The organism is Streptomyces sp. NPDC052910 (genome assembly GCF_055585605.1).
The window spans coordinates 928,028-943,488 of record NZ_JBVJJR010000002.1 but is presented as its reverse complement, the minus strand read 5'-3'; the positions used below and the strand labels follow the sequence as shown (position 1 = coordinate 943,488).

The window sequence follows — 15,461 nt, the reverse complement described above, 5'->3', positions numbered from 1 at the left end:
CGGGCCTCCCGCCGCGTGGTGCGGCGGGAGGCCCGATTCCGTTGGCGCGGTACGAATTGGCATGGACCCGCATATTGACTGGGACGGTCGAGGCGGGGCGTGGCATTGTATGGATCAAGCACGGACCTCGGCGAAGGCCGCGTGCTTGTACGGCGTACGCTGTAGCGTGCTGTGCCGGGAAGGCGCCGGGAGGCGCCGGGCACGGGGGGCGTTTCAGGGGCGGCTCACGGGGGAGCAGGGCAGGAGGCCGCACTGCGGCGTGTCCGAAATAGGATGTTCTGGGTCGGCAGTGTAGAACGGGAGATGTGACGGCGATGGCTGTGTTGGCTGCGGGGCCTCTCCAGATCAGAGGCGCATACGCCGTCTGTGGTCCGGGCAGCCCGCGATGACCGCGGGGACGGACGCGCACGCGCGTGCCGTGCTCGACAAGGCCGCGCACGAGAACTTCCCGGTCGCGCCGTTCTTCCTGCCGCGCGCCCGGCGTGACGACCTGATGGCGATCTACGGTTACGCCCGGCTGGTCGACGACATCGGCGACGGCGACGTGGCCCCCGGCGGGCGCGACGCCGAGCTGCTGGGCCTCGGCCGCGAGCAGGCGGACGACCGGATCGCCATGCTGGACGCCTTCGAGGCGGACCTGCGGCGGGTCTTCGCCGACCACGGCACGGGCCCGCGCCATCCGCTGCTCCGGCGGATCCGGCCGATGGTCCGGCGGCACGGCCTCACCCCGGAGCCCTTCCTGGGCCTGATCGAGGCTAACCGGATGGACCAGCGGGTGCGCCGCTACGCCACGTACGACGACCTGCTCGCCTACTGCGAGCTGTCGGCGAACCCCGTCGGACGCCTCGTCCTCGGGGTCACCGGGACGGCCAGCCCCGAGCGGATCCGCCGCTCGGACGCGGTCTGCACGGCGCTCCAGATCGTCGAGCACCTGCAGGACGTCGCGGAGGACCTGGCGCGTGACAGGATCTATCTCCCGGCCGAGGACATGGAACGTTTCCGGGTGACCGAGGCCGACCTCGCGCGGCCCAGCGCGGGCGCGTCGGTGCGCGCCCTGGTCGCGTTCGAGGCGGAACGCGCCCGGTGCCTGCTGAATGAAGGGACCCCCCTGGTGGGTAGCGTCCACGGCAGGCTGAAGCTGTTGCTCGCGGGGTTCGTGGGCGGGGGGAGGGCCGCGCTCCGGGCGGTCGCCGCCGCGGGACACGACGTACTCCCCGGACCGCCCAAGCCCACCAAGCTCAGCCTGCTGCGCGAGGTGGGGGCGACACTGCGAAGAGAGGGGTGAGCGGGACCGTGATCGGAACGCCACACGCGTCCGCACCGGTACTCGCCGCGTACAGCTACTGCGAGGCCGTCACCGGACAGCAGGCCGGCAACTTCAGCTACGGGATCAGGCTGCTGCCCACCGCCAAGCGGCGGGCCATGTCGGCGCTCTACGCCTTCTCCCGGCGGGTCGACGACATCGGGGACGGACCGCTGGACATCGAGTCCAAGCGGCTCCGGCTGGAGGAGACGCGCGCCGTGCTCGGCAGGATAAGGGAGGGCGACGTCGAGGAGGACGACACCGATCCGGTGGCCGTCGCCCTGGCGCACGCCGCGCGGCGCTTTCCCATTCCGCTCGGCGCGCTCGACGAACTGATCGACGGCGTTCAGATGGACGTTCGCGGCGAGACCTACGAGACCTGGGACGACCTGGCGGTGTACTGCCGCTGTGTCGCGGGGTCCATCGGACGGCTCTCGCTGGGCGTGTTCGGCACCGTGCCCGGCGCACGGGACAGCGAACGCGCCTCCGAGTACGCCAACACGCTGGGGCTGGCGCTCCAGCTCACCAACATCCTGCGTGACGTCCGGGAGGACGCGGCCAACGGCCGGACCTACCTCCCCTCCGACGACCTCGCCAAGTTCGGCTGCTCGGCCGGGTTCGGCTCCGCCGTCCCACCGGAGGGCGCCGACTTCACCGGCCTGGTGGCCTTCGAGGTCCGGCGCGCCCGGGCGCTGTTCGCCGAGGGCATGCGGCTGCTGCCGATGCTCGACCGGCGCAGCGGCGCCTGCGTCGCCGCGATGTCCGGCATCTACCGCCGGCTGCTCGACCGCATCGCCGAGACCCCGCAGGCCGTGCTGCGCGGCCGGGTCTCGCTTCCCGGCCGGGAGAAGGCCCTGGTGGCCGTCCGCGGGCTGTCCGGTTACGACGCGCGCAGCGTCCACCGGCAGACCGCCAGGGGGCGCGCTTGATGAGCCCCGCCCGCACCGGCGGGCCGGACGCGCGAGCCCCGCTCACGGGCGCAACCTCCTACGGCGCGGACGCGTCCCTGACAGCAGCCAGAAGGGTGGGAGCATGACGGAGACGGACGCACCCGCCGTACCTCCGGCCGACCGGTCCGGCCGCCCCGAGGGGGCGGCCGCCGTGGTGGTCGGGGGCGGACTCGCCGGCGTCACGGCGGCGCTGGAGCTCGCCGACGCCGGGCTGCGGGTCACGCTGGTGGAGGGCCGCCCCCGGCTGGGCGGACTCGCCTTCTCGTTCCGGCGCGGGGAGCTGACCGTCGACAACGGCCAGCACGTCTTCCTCCGCTGCTGCACCGCCTACCGCTGGTTCCTCGACCGGGTCGACGCCGGCCACCTCGCCACCGTGCAGGACCGGCTCGACGTCCCCGTCCTGGACGTCGGCCACCGCTCGGGCCGGCCACGGCTGGGCCGGCTCCGCCGGTCCGCGCTGCCGGTCCCGCTGCACCTGGCGGCGAGCCTGGCCACGTACCCGCACCTGTCGTTCGCCGAGCGGATGAGCGTCGGCCGCGCCGCGCTGGCGCTGCGCGGGCTCGACCCCGCCGATCCGGCCCTGGACGACGTCGACTTCGCCACCTGGCTGCACCGGCACGGGCAGTCCGCGCGGACCGTCGAGGCGCTGTGGGACCTGGTGGGTGTCGCCACCCTGAACGCCACCGCCGACCAGGCGGCGATGGGGCTGGCCGCCAAGGTCTTCAAGACCGGGCTGCTCAGCGAACCGGGCGCCGCCGACATCGGCTGGGCGAGCGTCCCGCTGGGCGAGCTGCACGACACGCGGGCCCGGGCCGCGCTGGACAAGGCCGGGGTGCGGGTCGCGCTGCGCACCCGCGTCACCGGGCTCACCCGGGGCGACAAGGGCGGCTGGCGGGTGGAGACCGAGACCGGTCCGGGCACCGGCGAGCGGCTGGACGCCGACGCCGTGGTGCTCGCCGTCCCGCAGCGCGAGACGCACGCCCTGCTGCCGGACGGGGCGCTGCCCGACGCCGGGCGGCTGCTGGAGATCGGCACCGCGCCGATCCTCAACCTGCATGTGATTTATGATCGCAAAGTCCTGCGGCAGCCGTTCTTCACGGCGCTCGGCTCTCCCGTGCAGTGGGTCTTCGACCGGACGCACTCCTCGGGGCTGGCGGAACGCACCGCGTCCGGGCAGTACCTGGCGGTCTCCCAGTCGGCCGCGCAGGACGACATCGACCGGCCGGTCGCCGAGCTGCGGGCGCGCTACCTGCCCGAGCTGGAGCGGCTGCTGCCGGCCGCCCGCGGCGCCGGCGTACGGGACTTCTTCGTGACCCGGGAGCGGACAGCGACGTTCGCCCCCGCACCGGGCGTCGGCCGGCTGCGGCCGGGCGCCCGGACCGACGCGCCCGGCCTCTTCCTGGCCGGCGCGTGGACCGCCACCGGCTGGCCCGCGACCATGGAGGGCGCCGTGCGCAGTGGTCTCAACGCCGCGGACGCGGCCCTCTCCGGGCTCGGCCGGACCTACCGCAGCCCCGTCCGGGAGGCGGTATGACCCAGCGAGCCGCCCCCGGCGGGGGCACCCCCATGGCGCGCGCCCCCCGAACGGGGTGCGCGTGAGCACGATCACCAGAGGAGAGACCGTGACTTCGGCGATCCCAGCCTGCGACACCGGCGACGTCAGCGCCCTGTTGGAGCGCGGACGGACGCTCGCCGCGCCGGTGTTGCGTGCCGCCGTCAACCGGCTCGCGGCACCGATGGACACCGTGGCCGCCTACCACTTCGGCTGGATCGACGTCGACGGGCGGCCGACCGACGGCGACAGCGGCAAGGCCGTCCGGCCCGCCCTGGCCCTGCTCTCGGCCGAGGCCGCCGGCGCCGCCCCGGAGACGGGCGTGCCGGGGGCGGTGGCCGTGGAGCTCGTGCACAACTTCTCGCTGCTGCACGACGACCTGATGGACGGCGACGAACAGCGCCGGCACCGCGACACCGTGTGGAAGGTGCACGGCCCGGCGCAGGCCATCCTCGTCGGCGACGCCCTGTTCGCGCTCGCGAACGAGGTGCTGCTGGAGCTGGGGACGGCCGAGGCCGGCCGGGCCACCCGCCGGCTGACCACCGCCACCCGCAAGCTCATCGACGGTCAGGCGCAGGACATCTCCTACGAGCACCGCGAACGGGTCACCGTGGCGGAGTGCCTGGAGATGGAGGGCAACAAGACCGGCGCCCTGCTGGCCTGCGCCGCCTCCATCGGCGCGGTCCTCGGCGGCGCCGACGACCGTACGGCCGACGTCCTGGAGGCGTACGGCTACCACATGGGCCTGGCCTTCCAGGCGGTCGACGACCTGCTCGGCATCTGGGGCGACCCGGAGGCCACCGGCAAGCAGACCTGGAGCGACCTGCGGCAGCGCAAGAAGTCGCTGCCGGTCGTGGCGGCCCTGGCGGCGGGCGGTCCGGCCTCCGAGCGGCTGGCGCGCATCCTCGCGGAGGACGCCAAGCTGACGGACGCCCAGCTCGCCGACTTCGACGAGGAAGAATTCGCCAGCCGCGCGGCGTTGATCGAGGAGGCCGGCGGCCGGGAGTGGACCTCCCAGGAGGCCCGCAGGCAGCACGCGACGGCGATCGAGGCACTGGACGGAGTCGACATCCCGTCGGAGATCCGGGCCCGCCTCGTCGCGCTGTCGGACTTCGTTGTAGTACGAAAGAGATGATGAGTATTCACCCGAACTAGCCATCGCGGTCGCCGGCCGGTGCGCTGCTCGCGTCGGTCGACGGAAACCCCAGGTACGGCAGTACGGCAGAGAAGCAACTCACTGCATTAGGGGAAACCATGACAGCGACGACCGACGGCGCCGGGGCTCTCCTGCCCCGTGCGGCCGAGGCCGGTCACAGTGCCACCGCTGTGACAGAAGTGAAGGAGGAGGCGGCCGGCGGAGCACCGGCCGCCGTCCGCGCGGCCGCCGAGCGGGCCACCGCCCGGGCGACCGAATACCTCCTGTCCCGCCAGGACGAGCGGGGATGGTGGAAGGGCGACCTGGAGACCAACGTCACCATGGACGCCGAGGACCTGATGCTCCGTCAGTTCCTGGGGACCGGGGACGACCGCACCTTCCGCGCCGCCGCCCGCTGGATCCGCTCGCAGCAGCGGCCCGACGGCACCTGGGCCACCTTCCACGGCGGCCCGGGCGAGCTGTCCGCCACCGTCGAGGCGTACGTGGCCCTCCGGCTGGCCGGGGACGCCCCCGAGGACCCCCACATGGCCGCCGCCTCCGCCTGGGTCCGCGAACGGGGCGGCATCGCCGCCACCCGGGTCTTCACCCGGATCTGGCTGGCCCTCTTCGGCTGGTGGAAGTGGGAGGACCTCCCGGAGATGCCTCCGGAGATCATGTTCCTCCCCAAGTGGATGCCGCTGAACATCTACGACTTCGCCTGCTGGGCCCGGCAGACCATCGTCCCCCTCACCGTCGTCGGCGCCCACCGGCCCGTCCGGCCCGCGCCGTTCGCCCTCGACGAGCTGCACACCGACCCCCGGCACCCCAACCCGCCGCGCCCGGCCGCGCCGGCCGCCTCCTGGGACGGCTTCTTCGAGCGCCTGGACAAGGCGCTGCACGCCTACCGCAGGGTCGCCGTCCGCCCGCTGCGCCGCGCGGCGCTCAACGCCGCCGCCCGCTGGATCGTCGAACGCCAGGAGAACGACGGCTGCTGGGGCGGCATCCAGCCCCCGGCGGTCTACTCCGTCATCGCCCTCCACCTCCTCGGCTACGACCTCGACCACCCGGTGCTGCGGGCGGGCCTGGAGTCGCTGGACCGCTTCGCCGTCTGGCGGGAGGACGCCGACGGGGAACCCGTCCGGATGATCGAGGCCTGCCAGTCCCCGGTCTGGGACACCTGCCTGGCCACCATCGCCCTCGCCGACGCGGGCCTCGCCCCCGACCACCCGGCCCTGGTGAAGGCCGCCGACTGGATGCTGGACGAACAGGTCCTGCGGCCCGGCGACTGGTCCGTGCGGCGCCCCCGGCTGGCGCCCGGCGCCTGGGCGTTCGAGTTCCACAACGACAACTACCCGGACGTCGACGACACCGCCGAGGTGGTGCTCGCGCTGCTGCGCGTCCGCCACCCGGACCCGGCGCGCGTCCGGGAGGCCGTCCGGCGGGCCATGCGGTGGACCGTGGGCATGCGGTCGAGGAACGGCGCCTGGGCCGCGTTCGACGTCGACAACACCAGCCCCTTCCCCAACAGACTCCCGTTCTGCGACTTCGGCGAGGTCATCGACCCGCCCTCCGCGGACGTGACCGCCCACGTGGTGGAGGCGCTGGCCGTCCTCGGCAAACAGCACGACCCCCGTGCCCGCGGTGGCGTCGAGTGGCTGCTCGCCGAACAGGAGGAGAGCGGCGCCTGGTTCGGCCGCTGGGGCGTCAACTACGTCTACGGCACCGGCGCGGTGGTCCCCGCCCTCGTCGCCGCCGGCCTGCCGGGATCCCACCCGGCCATCCGGCGGGCCGTCGCCTGGCTGGAGAGCGTCCAGAACGCCGACGGCGGCTGGGGCGAGGACCTGCGCTCCTACCGCGACGCCGACTGGATCGGCCGCGGCGCCTCCACCGCCTCCCAGACCGCCTGGGCCCTGCTCGCCCTGCTGGCGGCCGGCGAGCGGGACAGTCCCGCCGTGGAACGCGGGGTGGCCTGGCTGGCCGGCACCCAGCTTCCGGACGGCTCCTGGGACGAGCCCTACTTCACCGGCACCGGCTTCCCCTGGGACTTCTCCATCAACTACCACCTGTACCGGCAGGTGTTCCCGCTCACGGCCCTCGGCCGCTACCTGCACGGCGAACCCTTCGCTGCCCGGGAGGCATGATGGATCCCGGCACGGAACCACCCGTGGCGCCCCTGCTGGTCGCCTGCGCCCTGGGCATCGAGCGACTCGCCCTGCGCGGCGGCCGGCACGGCGCGGCGGGCTCCGCCACCATCCTGCGGACGGGCATGGGCCCGCAGGCGGCGGACCGTGCCGTGACCGCGGCGCTCGGCGGCGACGGCAGGTACGCCGCGCTCGCCGACGCCGCCGTGATCGCCACCGGGTTCTGCGCCGGCCTGGCCCCCGGGATGCACCCCGGTGACCTGGTCGTCGCCGACGAGACCCGGGACGCCGAGGGACGTACCGAGTGCGCCGGTGTGGAGCTCCTCGCCAAGGAGCTCGCCCGGGTGGTACCCAGGCGGACCATCCACACCGGCCCACTGGTAGGTTCCGACCATGTGGTGCGCGGGGCGGAACGATCCGCCCTGCACGCCTCGGGGGCGCTCGCGGCGGACATGGAGTCCGCCGCCACCCTCAGAAGCGCCGTCCGGGCCGGTCCGCGCCCGGTTGCGGCCGTCCGAGTGGTCGTGGACGCTCCCGAACACGAGCTTGTCCGCATCGGGACCCTGCGCGGTGGAATATCGGCATTCCGCGTGCTGCGCACCGTCCTTCCGGCCTTTTTTGCATGGCACCGTTCTTTGCTGCTCCCCAGGAGGTGAGCCAGATGGCAATGCCGCTTCGACAGTCCATCCGCGTCGGTACCTATCTCGCTGAACAGAAGCTGCGCAGGCGGGACAAGTTCCCGTTGATCGTGGAACTGGAACCCCTTTTCGCGTGCAACCTGAAGTGCGAGGGCTGCGGCAAGATCCAGCACCCGGCGGGGATCCTGAAGCAGCGCATGCCGGTGGCCCAGGCGGTCGGCGCGGTGCTGGAGTCCGGCGCGCCGATGGTCTCCATCGCCGGTGGCGAGCCGCTGATGCACCCGCAGATCGACGAGATCGTGCGGCAGTTGGTGGCGAAGAGGAAATACGTCTTCCTCTGCACCAACGCGATGCTGCTGCGCAAGAAGCTCGACAAGTTCACGCCCTCGCCGTACTTCGCCTTCGCCGTGCACATCGACGGGCTGCGCGAGCGGCACGACGAGTCCGTGGCGAAGGAGGGCGTCTTCGACGAGGCGGTGGCGGCCATCAAGGAGGCCAAGCGGCGCGGCTTCCGGGTCACCACCAACTCGACCTTCTTCAACACCGACACCCCCCAGACCATCGTCGAGGTCCTCAACTACCTCAACGACGACCTGAAGGTGGACGAGATGATGATCTCGCCCGCCTACGCCTACGAGAAGGCCCCCGACCAGGACCACTTCCTGGGCGTCGAGCAGACCCGGGAACTGTTCTCCAAGGCGTTCGCCGGCGGCAACCGGAAGCGGTGGCGGCTCAACCACAGCCCCCTCTTCCTGGACTTCCTGGAGGGCAAGGCCGACTTCCCCTGCACCGCCTGGGCCATCCCCAACTACTCCCTCTTCGGCTGGCAGCGCCCCTGCTACCTGATGAGCGACGGGTACGTGCCCACCTACCGGCAGTTGGTCGAGGAGACCGACTGGGACAAGTACGGCCGCGGCAAGGACCCGCGCTGCGCCAACTGCATGGCGCACTGCGGCTACGAGCCCACGGCCGTGCTGGCGACCATGGGCTCGCTCAAGGAGTCGCTGCGCGCCGTCCGCGAGACCGTCTCGGGCAACCGGGACTGACCGCCGTGACCGTGACGGAACCGGTCGCCCTCGGCATGCCCTCCGTCCCCGCCCGGATCGCCGACCGCCGGCCCAGCCGGCGGATCCGGGTGGGGTCGGTGGCCGTGGGTGGGGACGCGCCGGTGTCGGTGCAGTCGATGACGACCACGCGGACGTCGGACATCGGTGCGACGTTGCAGCAGATCGCGGAGCTGACCGCCTCGGGATGTCAGATCGTGCGGGTGGCGTGTCCGACGCAGGATGACGCGGACGCGTTGAAGGTGATCGCGGCGAAGTCGCAGATCCCGGTGATCGCGGACATCCACTTCCAGCCGAAGTACGTGTTCGCGGCGATCGACGCCGGGTGCGCGGCGGTGCGGGTCAACCCCGGCAACATCAAGCAGTTCGACGACAAGGTCAAGGAGATCGCCAAGGCGGCCTCGGAGGCGGGTACGCCGATCCGTATCGGGGTGAACGCCGGGTCGCTGGACCGGCGGCTGCTGCAGAAGTACGGCAAGGCCACGCCCGAGGCGCTGGTGGAGTCGGCTTTGTGGGAGGCGTCGCTGTTCGAGGAGCACGGCTTCCGGGACATCAAGATCTCCGTCAAGCACAACGACCCGGTGGTGATGGTCAACGCCTACCGGCAGCTCGCGGCGCGGTGTGACTACCCGTTGCACCTGGGTGTGACGGAGGCGGGTCCGGCGTTCCAGGGCACGATCAAGTCCGCCGTCGCCTTCGGTGCGCTGCTGGCGGAGGGCATCGGTGACACGATCCGGGTGTCTTTGTCGGCGCCGCCGGCGGAGGAGGTCAAGGTCGGCATCCAGATTCTGGAGTCGCTGAATCTGCGGCAGCGCCGGCTGGAGATCGTTTCGTGTCCGTCGTGTGGGCGGGCGCAGGTGGATGTGTACAAGCTGGCGGACGAGGTGACGGCGGGCCTGGAGGGCATGGAGGTGCCGTTGCGGGTCGCGGTGATGGGGTGTGTGGTCAACGGTCCGGGTGAGGCGCGTGAGGCCGACCTGGGTGTGGCGTCCGGCAACGGCAAGGGGCAGATCTTCGTGAAGGGCGAGGTCATCAAGACCGTGCCCGAGTCGAAGATCGTCGAGACCCTCATCGACGAAGCGACGAAGCTGGCCGGCGCCATGGCGGCGGCGGGCGTGCCCTCCGGGCCGCCCGCCGTCACCGTGACCGGCTAGCGAGAACCGACACGGGACCCGGCGCGAGGGGCCGGGGACGACCGGGGCGCCGACGGGCCGCAGGGCGGCCGGAGAGATCCGGCCGCGCGGGACGGCCCGGCGGCGGCCCGGAACAGAGAAGGCCGACTGAGCTAAGGAGGGGGCCGGCGTGTCGTTGCTGGAGAACATCCGCGGTCCGCGGGACCTGAAGGCACTGGGTACGGAGGAGCTCGACGAACTGGCGGAGGAGATCCGCCACTTCCTGGTGCACGCCGTCGCCAGGACGGGCGGACACCTCGGCCCCAACCTCGGCGTGGTCGAGCTCACCATCGCCCTGCACCGCTCCTTCGACTCGCCGTCCGACCGCATCCTCTGGGACACCGGACACCAGTCCTACGTCCACAAGCTGCTGACCGGCCGGCAGGACTTCTCCAAGCTCCGCAGCAAGGGCGGCCTCTCCGGCTACCCCTCCCGCGAGGAGTCCGAGCACGACGTCATCGAGAACAGCCACGCCTCCACCGTGCTCGGCTGGGCCGACGGCCTCGCCAAGGCCAACCAGGTGCTCGGCCACTGGAACCGGCACGTCGTCGCCGTCATCGGTGACGGCGCCCTCACCGGCGGCATGGCCTGGGAGGCGCTGAACAACATCGCCGCCGCCAAGGACCGCCCGCTGATCATCGTCGTCAACGACAACGAACGCAGCTACGCGCCCACCATCGGCGGCCTCGCCGACCACCTGGCCACCCTGCGCACCACCGACGGCTACGAGCGCTTCCTCGCCCGGGGCAAGGAGACGATCCAGGGGCTGCCCCTGATCGGCAAGCCGCTCTACGAGTCGCTGCACGGTGCGAAGAAGGGCTTCAAGGACGCCTTCGCCCCACAGGGCATGTTCGAGGACCTCGGCCTGAAGTACCTCGGACCGATAGACGGACACGACGTCGCCGCCGTCGAATCGGCGCTGCGCCGCGCCAAGCGCTTCCACGGCCCCGTCCTGGTGCACGTCCGGACGGAGAAGGGCCGCGGCTACCCGCCCGCCCTGGAGGACGAGGCCGACCGCTTCCACACCGTCGGCGTGATGAACTCGCTCACCGGCGCGCCGCTCACCCCCGCCACCGGCACCTCGTGGACCTCGGTCTTCGGCGACGAGATGGTCCGCATCGGCGCCGAGCGGCCGGACGTGGTGGCGCTCACCGCCGCGATGCTCCACCCGGTGGGCCTGACGAAGTTCGCCGAGCGGTTCCCCGACCGCGTCTGGGACGTGGGCATCGCCGAGCAGCACGCCGCGACCTCCGCGGCCGGCCTGGCCACCGGCGGCCTGCACCCGGTCTTCGCCGTCTACGCCACCTTCCTCAACCGCGCCTTCGACCAGGTGCTGATGGACGTGGCCCTGCACAAGTGCGGCGTCACCTTCGTCCTCGACCGGGCCGGTGTCACCGGCACCGACGGGCCCTCGCACAACGGCATGTGGGACATGTCGATCCTCCAGGTCGTCCCCGGCCTGCGGATCGCCGCCCCGCGCGACGCCACCCGGCTGCGCACCCAGCTTCGGGAGGCCGTGGACGTCTCCGACGCCCCCACCGTCGTCCGCTTCCCCAAGGCGACCGTCGGTCCCGACATCCCGGCGGTGGAGCGCGTCGGCGGCATGGACGTCCTGCACCGGGCGGAGACACCCGACGTGCTGCTCGTCGCCGTCGGCACCATGGCCGAGGTCGCGCTGGAGGCCGCCGGCCTGCTGGCCGCCCGCGGCACCGGCTGCACCGTCGTCGACCCCTGCTGGGTCAAGCCCGTCGACCCGGAACTGCCCGCCCTCGCCGCCGGGCACCGGATGGTGGCCGTCCTCGAGGACAACAGCCGCACCGGCGGCGTCGGCTGGGCCGTCGCCCAGGCGCTGCGCGACGCCGGCGTCGGCCTGCCCGTCGAGACCATCGGCATCCCGGAGCAGTTCCTGGCCCACGCCAAACGCTCCGAGGTGCTGGCCGACCTGGGCCTCACCCCCGCAGAGACCGCCGGCCGGATCAGCGCGGTCCTGGCCCGCAAGGAGAACGCATGACCGTCGAACCCACCGAGGACATCAAGGACGCCGGGAACTCCGAGAGCGCCGTGAACACCGGGAACGCCAAGGGCTTCGACCTCGCCCGGCTGCTCGCCGAGCGCGGCGGCGAGCGGTACGAGCTGCACACCCGGCACCTCAACCACCAACTGCCGCGGATGCTGCACACCATCGGCTTCGACAAGGTCTACGAGCGGGCCGAGGGCGCCTACTTCTGGGACGCCGACGGCGACGACTACCTCGACATGCTCGCCGGTTTCGGCGTGATGGGCCTCGGCCGCCACCACCCCGTCGTCCGCAAGGCCCTGCACGACGTCCTCGACGCCTCCCTCGCCGACCTCACCCGCTTCGACTGCCCGCCGCTGCCCGGCCTCCTCGCCGAGCAACTCCTCGCCCACGCCCCCCACCTGGACCGGGTGTTCTTCGGCAACAGCGGCACCGAGGCCGTCGAGACCGCCCTGAAGTTCGCCCGCTACGCCACCGGGAAGCCGCGCGTCCTGTACTGCGAGCACGCCTTCCACGGCCTCACCACCGGCTCGCTCTCCGTCAACGGCGAGAGCGGCTTCCGCGACGGCTTCGCCCCGCTGCTCCCGGACACGGCGATCGCCCTCGGCGACCTGGACGCGCTGGAACGGGAACTGCGGCGCGGCGACGTCGCCGCCTTCGTCGTCGAACCGATCCAGGGCAAGGGCGTGCACCTGCCCCCGCCCGGCTTCCTCCGCGCCGCCCAGGAACTGCTGCACCGGCACAAGGCGCTGCTCATCGCCGACGAGGTGCAGACCGGGATGGGGCGCACCGGAAAGTTCTTCGCCTATCAGCACGAGCTCGGTGTCGAGCCGGATCTGGTGTGCGTGGCCAAGTCACTGTCCGGCGGGTACGTTCCCGTCGGGGCGACCCTCGGCAAGGACTGGATCTTCAAGAAGGTCTATTCGTCGATGGACCGTGTCCTCGTCCACTCCGCCAGCTTCGGCTCCAACGCCCAGGCGATGGCGGCCGGCCTCGCCGTCCTCTCCGCCATGGAGGACGAGCGTGTCGTGGAGAACGCCCGCGTCACCGGCGACCTGCTGCGGTCGCGGCTGTCCGCCCTCGTCGACAAGTACGAGCTGCTGCACGACGTCCGCGGCCGGGGCCTGATGATCGGCATCGAGTTCGGACGGCCGAAGTCACTGGCGCTGCGGGGGCGGTGGACGATGCTCCAGGCGGCACGGAAGGGCCTGTTCGCGCAGATGGTGGTGGTGCCGCTGCTGCAGAAGCACCGGATTCTGACGCAGGTGTCGGGGGATCACCTGGAGGTCATCAAGCTGATCCCGCCGCTGATCATCGGGGAGCGCGAGGTGGATCGCTTCGTGGCGGCGTTCACCGCGGTGATGGACGAGGCGCACGGGGGCGGGTCGCTGATGTGGGACTTCGGGCGGACCCTGGTGAAGCAGGCGGTGGTGAATCGGTGAGGGTGCCCCTGTCCCTCCCCCAGAGGGGGCACCCCCATTTCGCCGTTTCCTGGGGGCTACGCCCCCAGACCCCCCTGTCCTCAAACGCCGGACGGGCTGTTTTCAGCCCGTCCGGCGTTTGAGGACAACCGCGCGGAGCGCGGTCCGGGGCCCCCGGCCGTCAGGCCGTCAGCAAGCGCTGCCGCAGCCGGTCGCGGTCCTCCGCCGAGAACTCCAGCCCCTTGGTCAAGTATCCCTCCACCGATCCCCACTTCTCGTCGATCGTCGCGAACGCCTCCGCCAGATACTCCGCCCGGGCCGCGAAAAGCGGAGCGAGCAGCTCCAGCGCCTCGGGCGAGGACGCGACCTCCCGTCGCACGGGGAACCGCCGGTGCGGCGCGTCGGACAACAGGTAGTCCGCCTCGATGGCGTCGCGCGGCACGCCGAGGGCGAGCAGCGTGACCGCGACGACGAGCCCCGCCCGGTCCTTGCCGGCGGCACAGTGCATCAGGGCGGGCACGTCCCCGTCGGCCAGTGCGCGCAGGACGCGGCCGTGTTCGGCGGTCCGCCCGGTGATGATCGCCCGGTAGGAGGCGGTCATCCGGGCCGCCGCCCGGCCCTCGGCGAGCAGGGCGCGCAACTGCTCGGGACCACCGTGGTGCACCATCCGCCAGAACTCGGTGCCGTCCGCCGGGTCGCTCATGGGCAGGTTGACGTGGCGTACGCCGGGCAGGGACACGTCCCGTCCCTGGTCCGCGATGTCGGCGGCGTTGCGGAAGTCGAAGACGGTGTGCAGGCCCAGCGAGCCGAGGAACGCCGTGTCCGCTTCGGTGGCCCGGGCGAGGTGGCCGCTGCGGAAGAGGACGCCGGACCGGACCCGTCGCCCGTCGGCGGCCGGGAGACCGCCCAGGTCACGGAAGTTGCGGACGCCCGTGAGCGTGGGTTCGGTCATTCCGGTCACGGGGACCTGCGGCGTCTGGGTCACGGGCGCTCCTCCGGTTCGACGGTGGCGCCGGTGGTCGCACGGCGCCGGTACGACCCTACGTCCGCACGGCCGCAGGGCCCCGGGTCGGTCCTATTCCGGATGAGGTGACGCAATCGGGGTGGGATACATCACGGCACGTCAACCCCTGGTTACGGTGGCGTAGGTCACTCGTCAGCAGGAATGATGGGCTGATGTGGCAGACGATTCGAATTCATTGAGCAAGAGCGCGATCGGGTCGTACGCAGCCGTCGGGGACAGCTTCACCGAGGGCGTCGGCGATCCGGGGCCCGGCGACTCGTTCATCGGCTGGGCCGACCGACTGGCCGTACTCCTGGCCGACGAGCGGGAGGAGCACACCTTCCGGTACGCCAACCTGGCGGTGCGCGGCAGGCTCCTCGACCAGATCGTCGAGGAGCAGGTGCCGCGGGCGAAGGAACTCGCGCCCGATCTGGTGACGTTCTGCGCGGGGGGCAATGACATCCTGCGGCCGGGTTCCGACCCGGACGACGTGGCGGAGCGGTACGAGGCGGCGGTGGCCGACCTCCGGACCTCGGTCGGCACGGTGCTGGTGTGCACCGGCTTCGACACCCGGGACGTACCGCTGCTGAAGCACCTGCGGGGCAAGATCGCCACGTATACGGCGCACGTCCGCGCCATCGCCGACCGGCACGACTGCCCGGTGCTCGACCTCTGGTCGCTGCGCTCGGTGCAGGACCGGCGGGCCTGGAGCGACGACCGGCTGCACCTCTCGCCGGACGGGCACACCCGGGTGGCGCTGCGCGCGGCGCAGGTGCTGGGCCTGGCGGTGCCGGCCGACCCGGACCAGCCGTGGCCGGCGGAGGGCCAGCGGACGCCGGCCGAGGTGCGGCGGGACAACATCCACTGGGCGCGCGAGCACCTGGTCCCGTGGATCGGGCGGCGGCTGCGCGGCGAGTCGTCGGGCGACCACGTGGAGCCCAAGCGGCCGGACCTGCTGCCGCTGTAGCGGACGACCCCCCGAAGCGGGACGACGCCCCGGAGCGGGTCGACGCCCCGGAGTGGGACGACGAGTGGGCCGTGGCGCGGCGAGCGGGCCGTGCCGCG

The 15,461-nt window shown here is 72.4% G+C and carries 12 protein-coding genes; 11 read left to right on the top strand and 1 reads right to left on the bottom strand.

Going from position 1 to position 15,461, the window contains the following annotated elements; all coding sequences use genetic code 11:
* Nucleotides 1-385 precede the first annotated feature (385 nt).
* The 10 genes from hpnC to ACZ6X9_RS09620 all read left to right on the top strand — a co-directional run bounded on the left by hpnC (nucleotide 386) and on the right by ACZ6X9_RS09620 (nucleotide 13,414).
* Complete coding sequence (gene hpnC, locus ACZ6X9_RS09665; protein WP_469777380.1) at nucleotides 386-1,285, top strand: squalene synthase HpnC; 900 nt, start codon at nucleotides 386-388, stop codon at nucleotides 1,283-1,285.
* The gene (gene hpnD / locus ACZ6X9_RS09660; protein ID WP_469777379.1) at nucleotides 1,282-2,232 is read left to right on the top strand and encodes a presqualene diphosphate synthase HpnD; all 951 of its coding nucleotides are present in this window, start codon (nucleotides 1,282-1,284) and stop codon (nucleotides 2,230-2,232) included. Before hpnC ends, hpnD begins: the two co-directional genes overlap by 4 nt.
* Nucleotides 2,233-2,335: 103 nt before the next feature.
* Complete coding sequence (gene hpnE, locus ACZ6X9_RS09655) at nucleotides 2,336-3,787, top strand: hydroxysqualene dehydroxylase HpnE (protein ID WP_469777378.1); 1,452 nt, start codon at nucleotides 2,336-2,338, stop codon at nucleotides 3,785-3,787.
* 88 nt (nucleotides 3,788-3,875) lie between these two features.
* On the top strand, nucleotides 3,876-4,940 hold the full coding sequence (locus ACZ6X9_RS09650; RefSeq protein WP_469777377.1) for a polyprenyl synthetase family protein: 1,065 nt from the start codon (nucleotides 3,876-3,878) through the stop codon (nucleotides 4,938-4,940).
* A 119-nt stretch (nucleotides 4,941-5,059) separates the two neighbouring features.
* Nucleotides 5,060-7,081: a squalene--hopene cyclase gene (gene shc, locus ACZ6X9_RS09645; RefSeq protein WP_469777376.1), complete on the top strand. Its 2,022-nt coding sequence runs from the start codon at nucleotides 5,060-5,062 to the stop codon at nucleotides 7,079-7,081.
* Nucleotides 7,081-7,737 (top strand): phosphorylase family protein, encoded by a 657-nt coding sequence (locus ACZ6X9_RS09640; RefSeq protein WP_469777671.1) that lies wholly within the window; start codon nucleotides 7,081-7,083, stop codon nucleotides 7,735-7,737. The genes shc and ACZ6X9_RS09640 overlap by 1 nt, the downstream gene beginning before the upstream one ends.
* Before the next feature lie 5 nt (nucleotides 7,738-7,742).
* Nucleotides 7,743-8,765 (top strand): adenosyl-hopene transferase HpnH, encoded by a 1,023-nt coding sequence (gene hpnH, locus ACZ6X9_RS09635; protein WP_469777375.1) that lies wholly within the window; start codon nucleotides 7,743-7,745, stop codon nucleotides 8,763-8,765.
* 35 nt (nucleotides 8,766-8,800) lie between these two features.
* On the top strand, nucleotides 8,801-9,937 hold the full coding sequence (gene ispG / locus ACZ6X9_RS09630; RefSeq protein WP_469777670.1) for a flavodoxin-dependent (E)-4-hydroxy-3-methylbut-2-enyl-diphosphate synthase: 1,137 nt from the start codon (nucleotides 8,801-8,803) through the stop codon (nucleotides 9,935-9,937).
* Nucleotides 9,938-10,085: 148 nt separating this feature from the next.
* Nucleotides 10,086-11,966, top strand: coding sequence for a 1-deoxy-D-xylulose-5-phosphate synthase (gene dxs, locus ACZ6X9_RS09625; protein ID WP_469777374.1), 1,881 nt, complete (start codon nucleotides 10,086-10,088; stop codon nucleotides 11,964-11,966).
* Nucleotides 11,963-13,414 carry an aspartate aminotransferase family protein gene (locus ACZ6X9_RS09620; RefSeq protein ID WP_469777373.1) on the top strand — a complete coding sequence of 484 codons (1,452 nt, stop codon included), beginning with the start codon at nucleotides 11,963-11,965 and terminating at the stop codon, nucleotides 13,412-13,414. The genes dxs and ACZ6X9_RS09620 overlap by 4 nt, the downstream gene beginning before the upstream one ends.
* Before the next feature lie 160 nt (nucleotides 13,415-13,574).
* Here ACZ6X9_RS09620 and ACZ6X9_RS09615 read toward each other — a convergent pair whose 3' ends face one another.
* On the bottom strand, nucleotides 13,575-14,345 hold the full coding sequence (locus ACZ6X9_RS09615; protein WP_469777669.1) for a tyrosine-protein phosphatase: 771 nt from the start codon (nucleotides 14,343-14,345) through the stop codon (nucleotides 13,575-13,577).
* 226 nt (nucleotides 14,346-14,571) lie between these two features.
* Here ACZ6X9_RS09615 and ACZ6X9_RS09610 point away from each other — a divergent pair, with 226 nt between their 5' ends.
* Nucleotides 14,572-15,363 carry an SGNH/GDSL hydrolase family protein gene (locus tag ACZ6X9_RS09610; RefSeq protein ID WP_469777372.1) on the top strand — a complete coding sequence of 264 codons (792 nt, stop codon included), beginning with the start codon at nucleotides 14,572-14,574 and terminating at the stop codon, nucleotides 15,361-15,363.
* The last annotated feature ends 98 nt before the right edge of the window (nucleotides 15,364-15,461 follow it).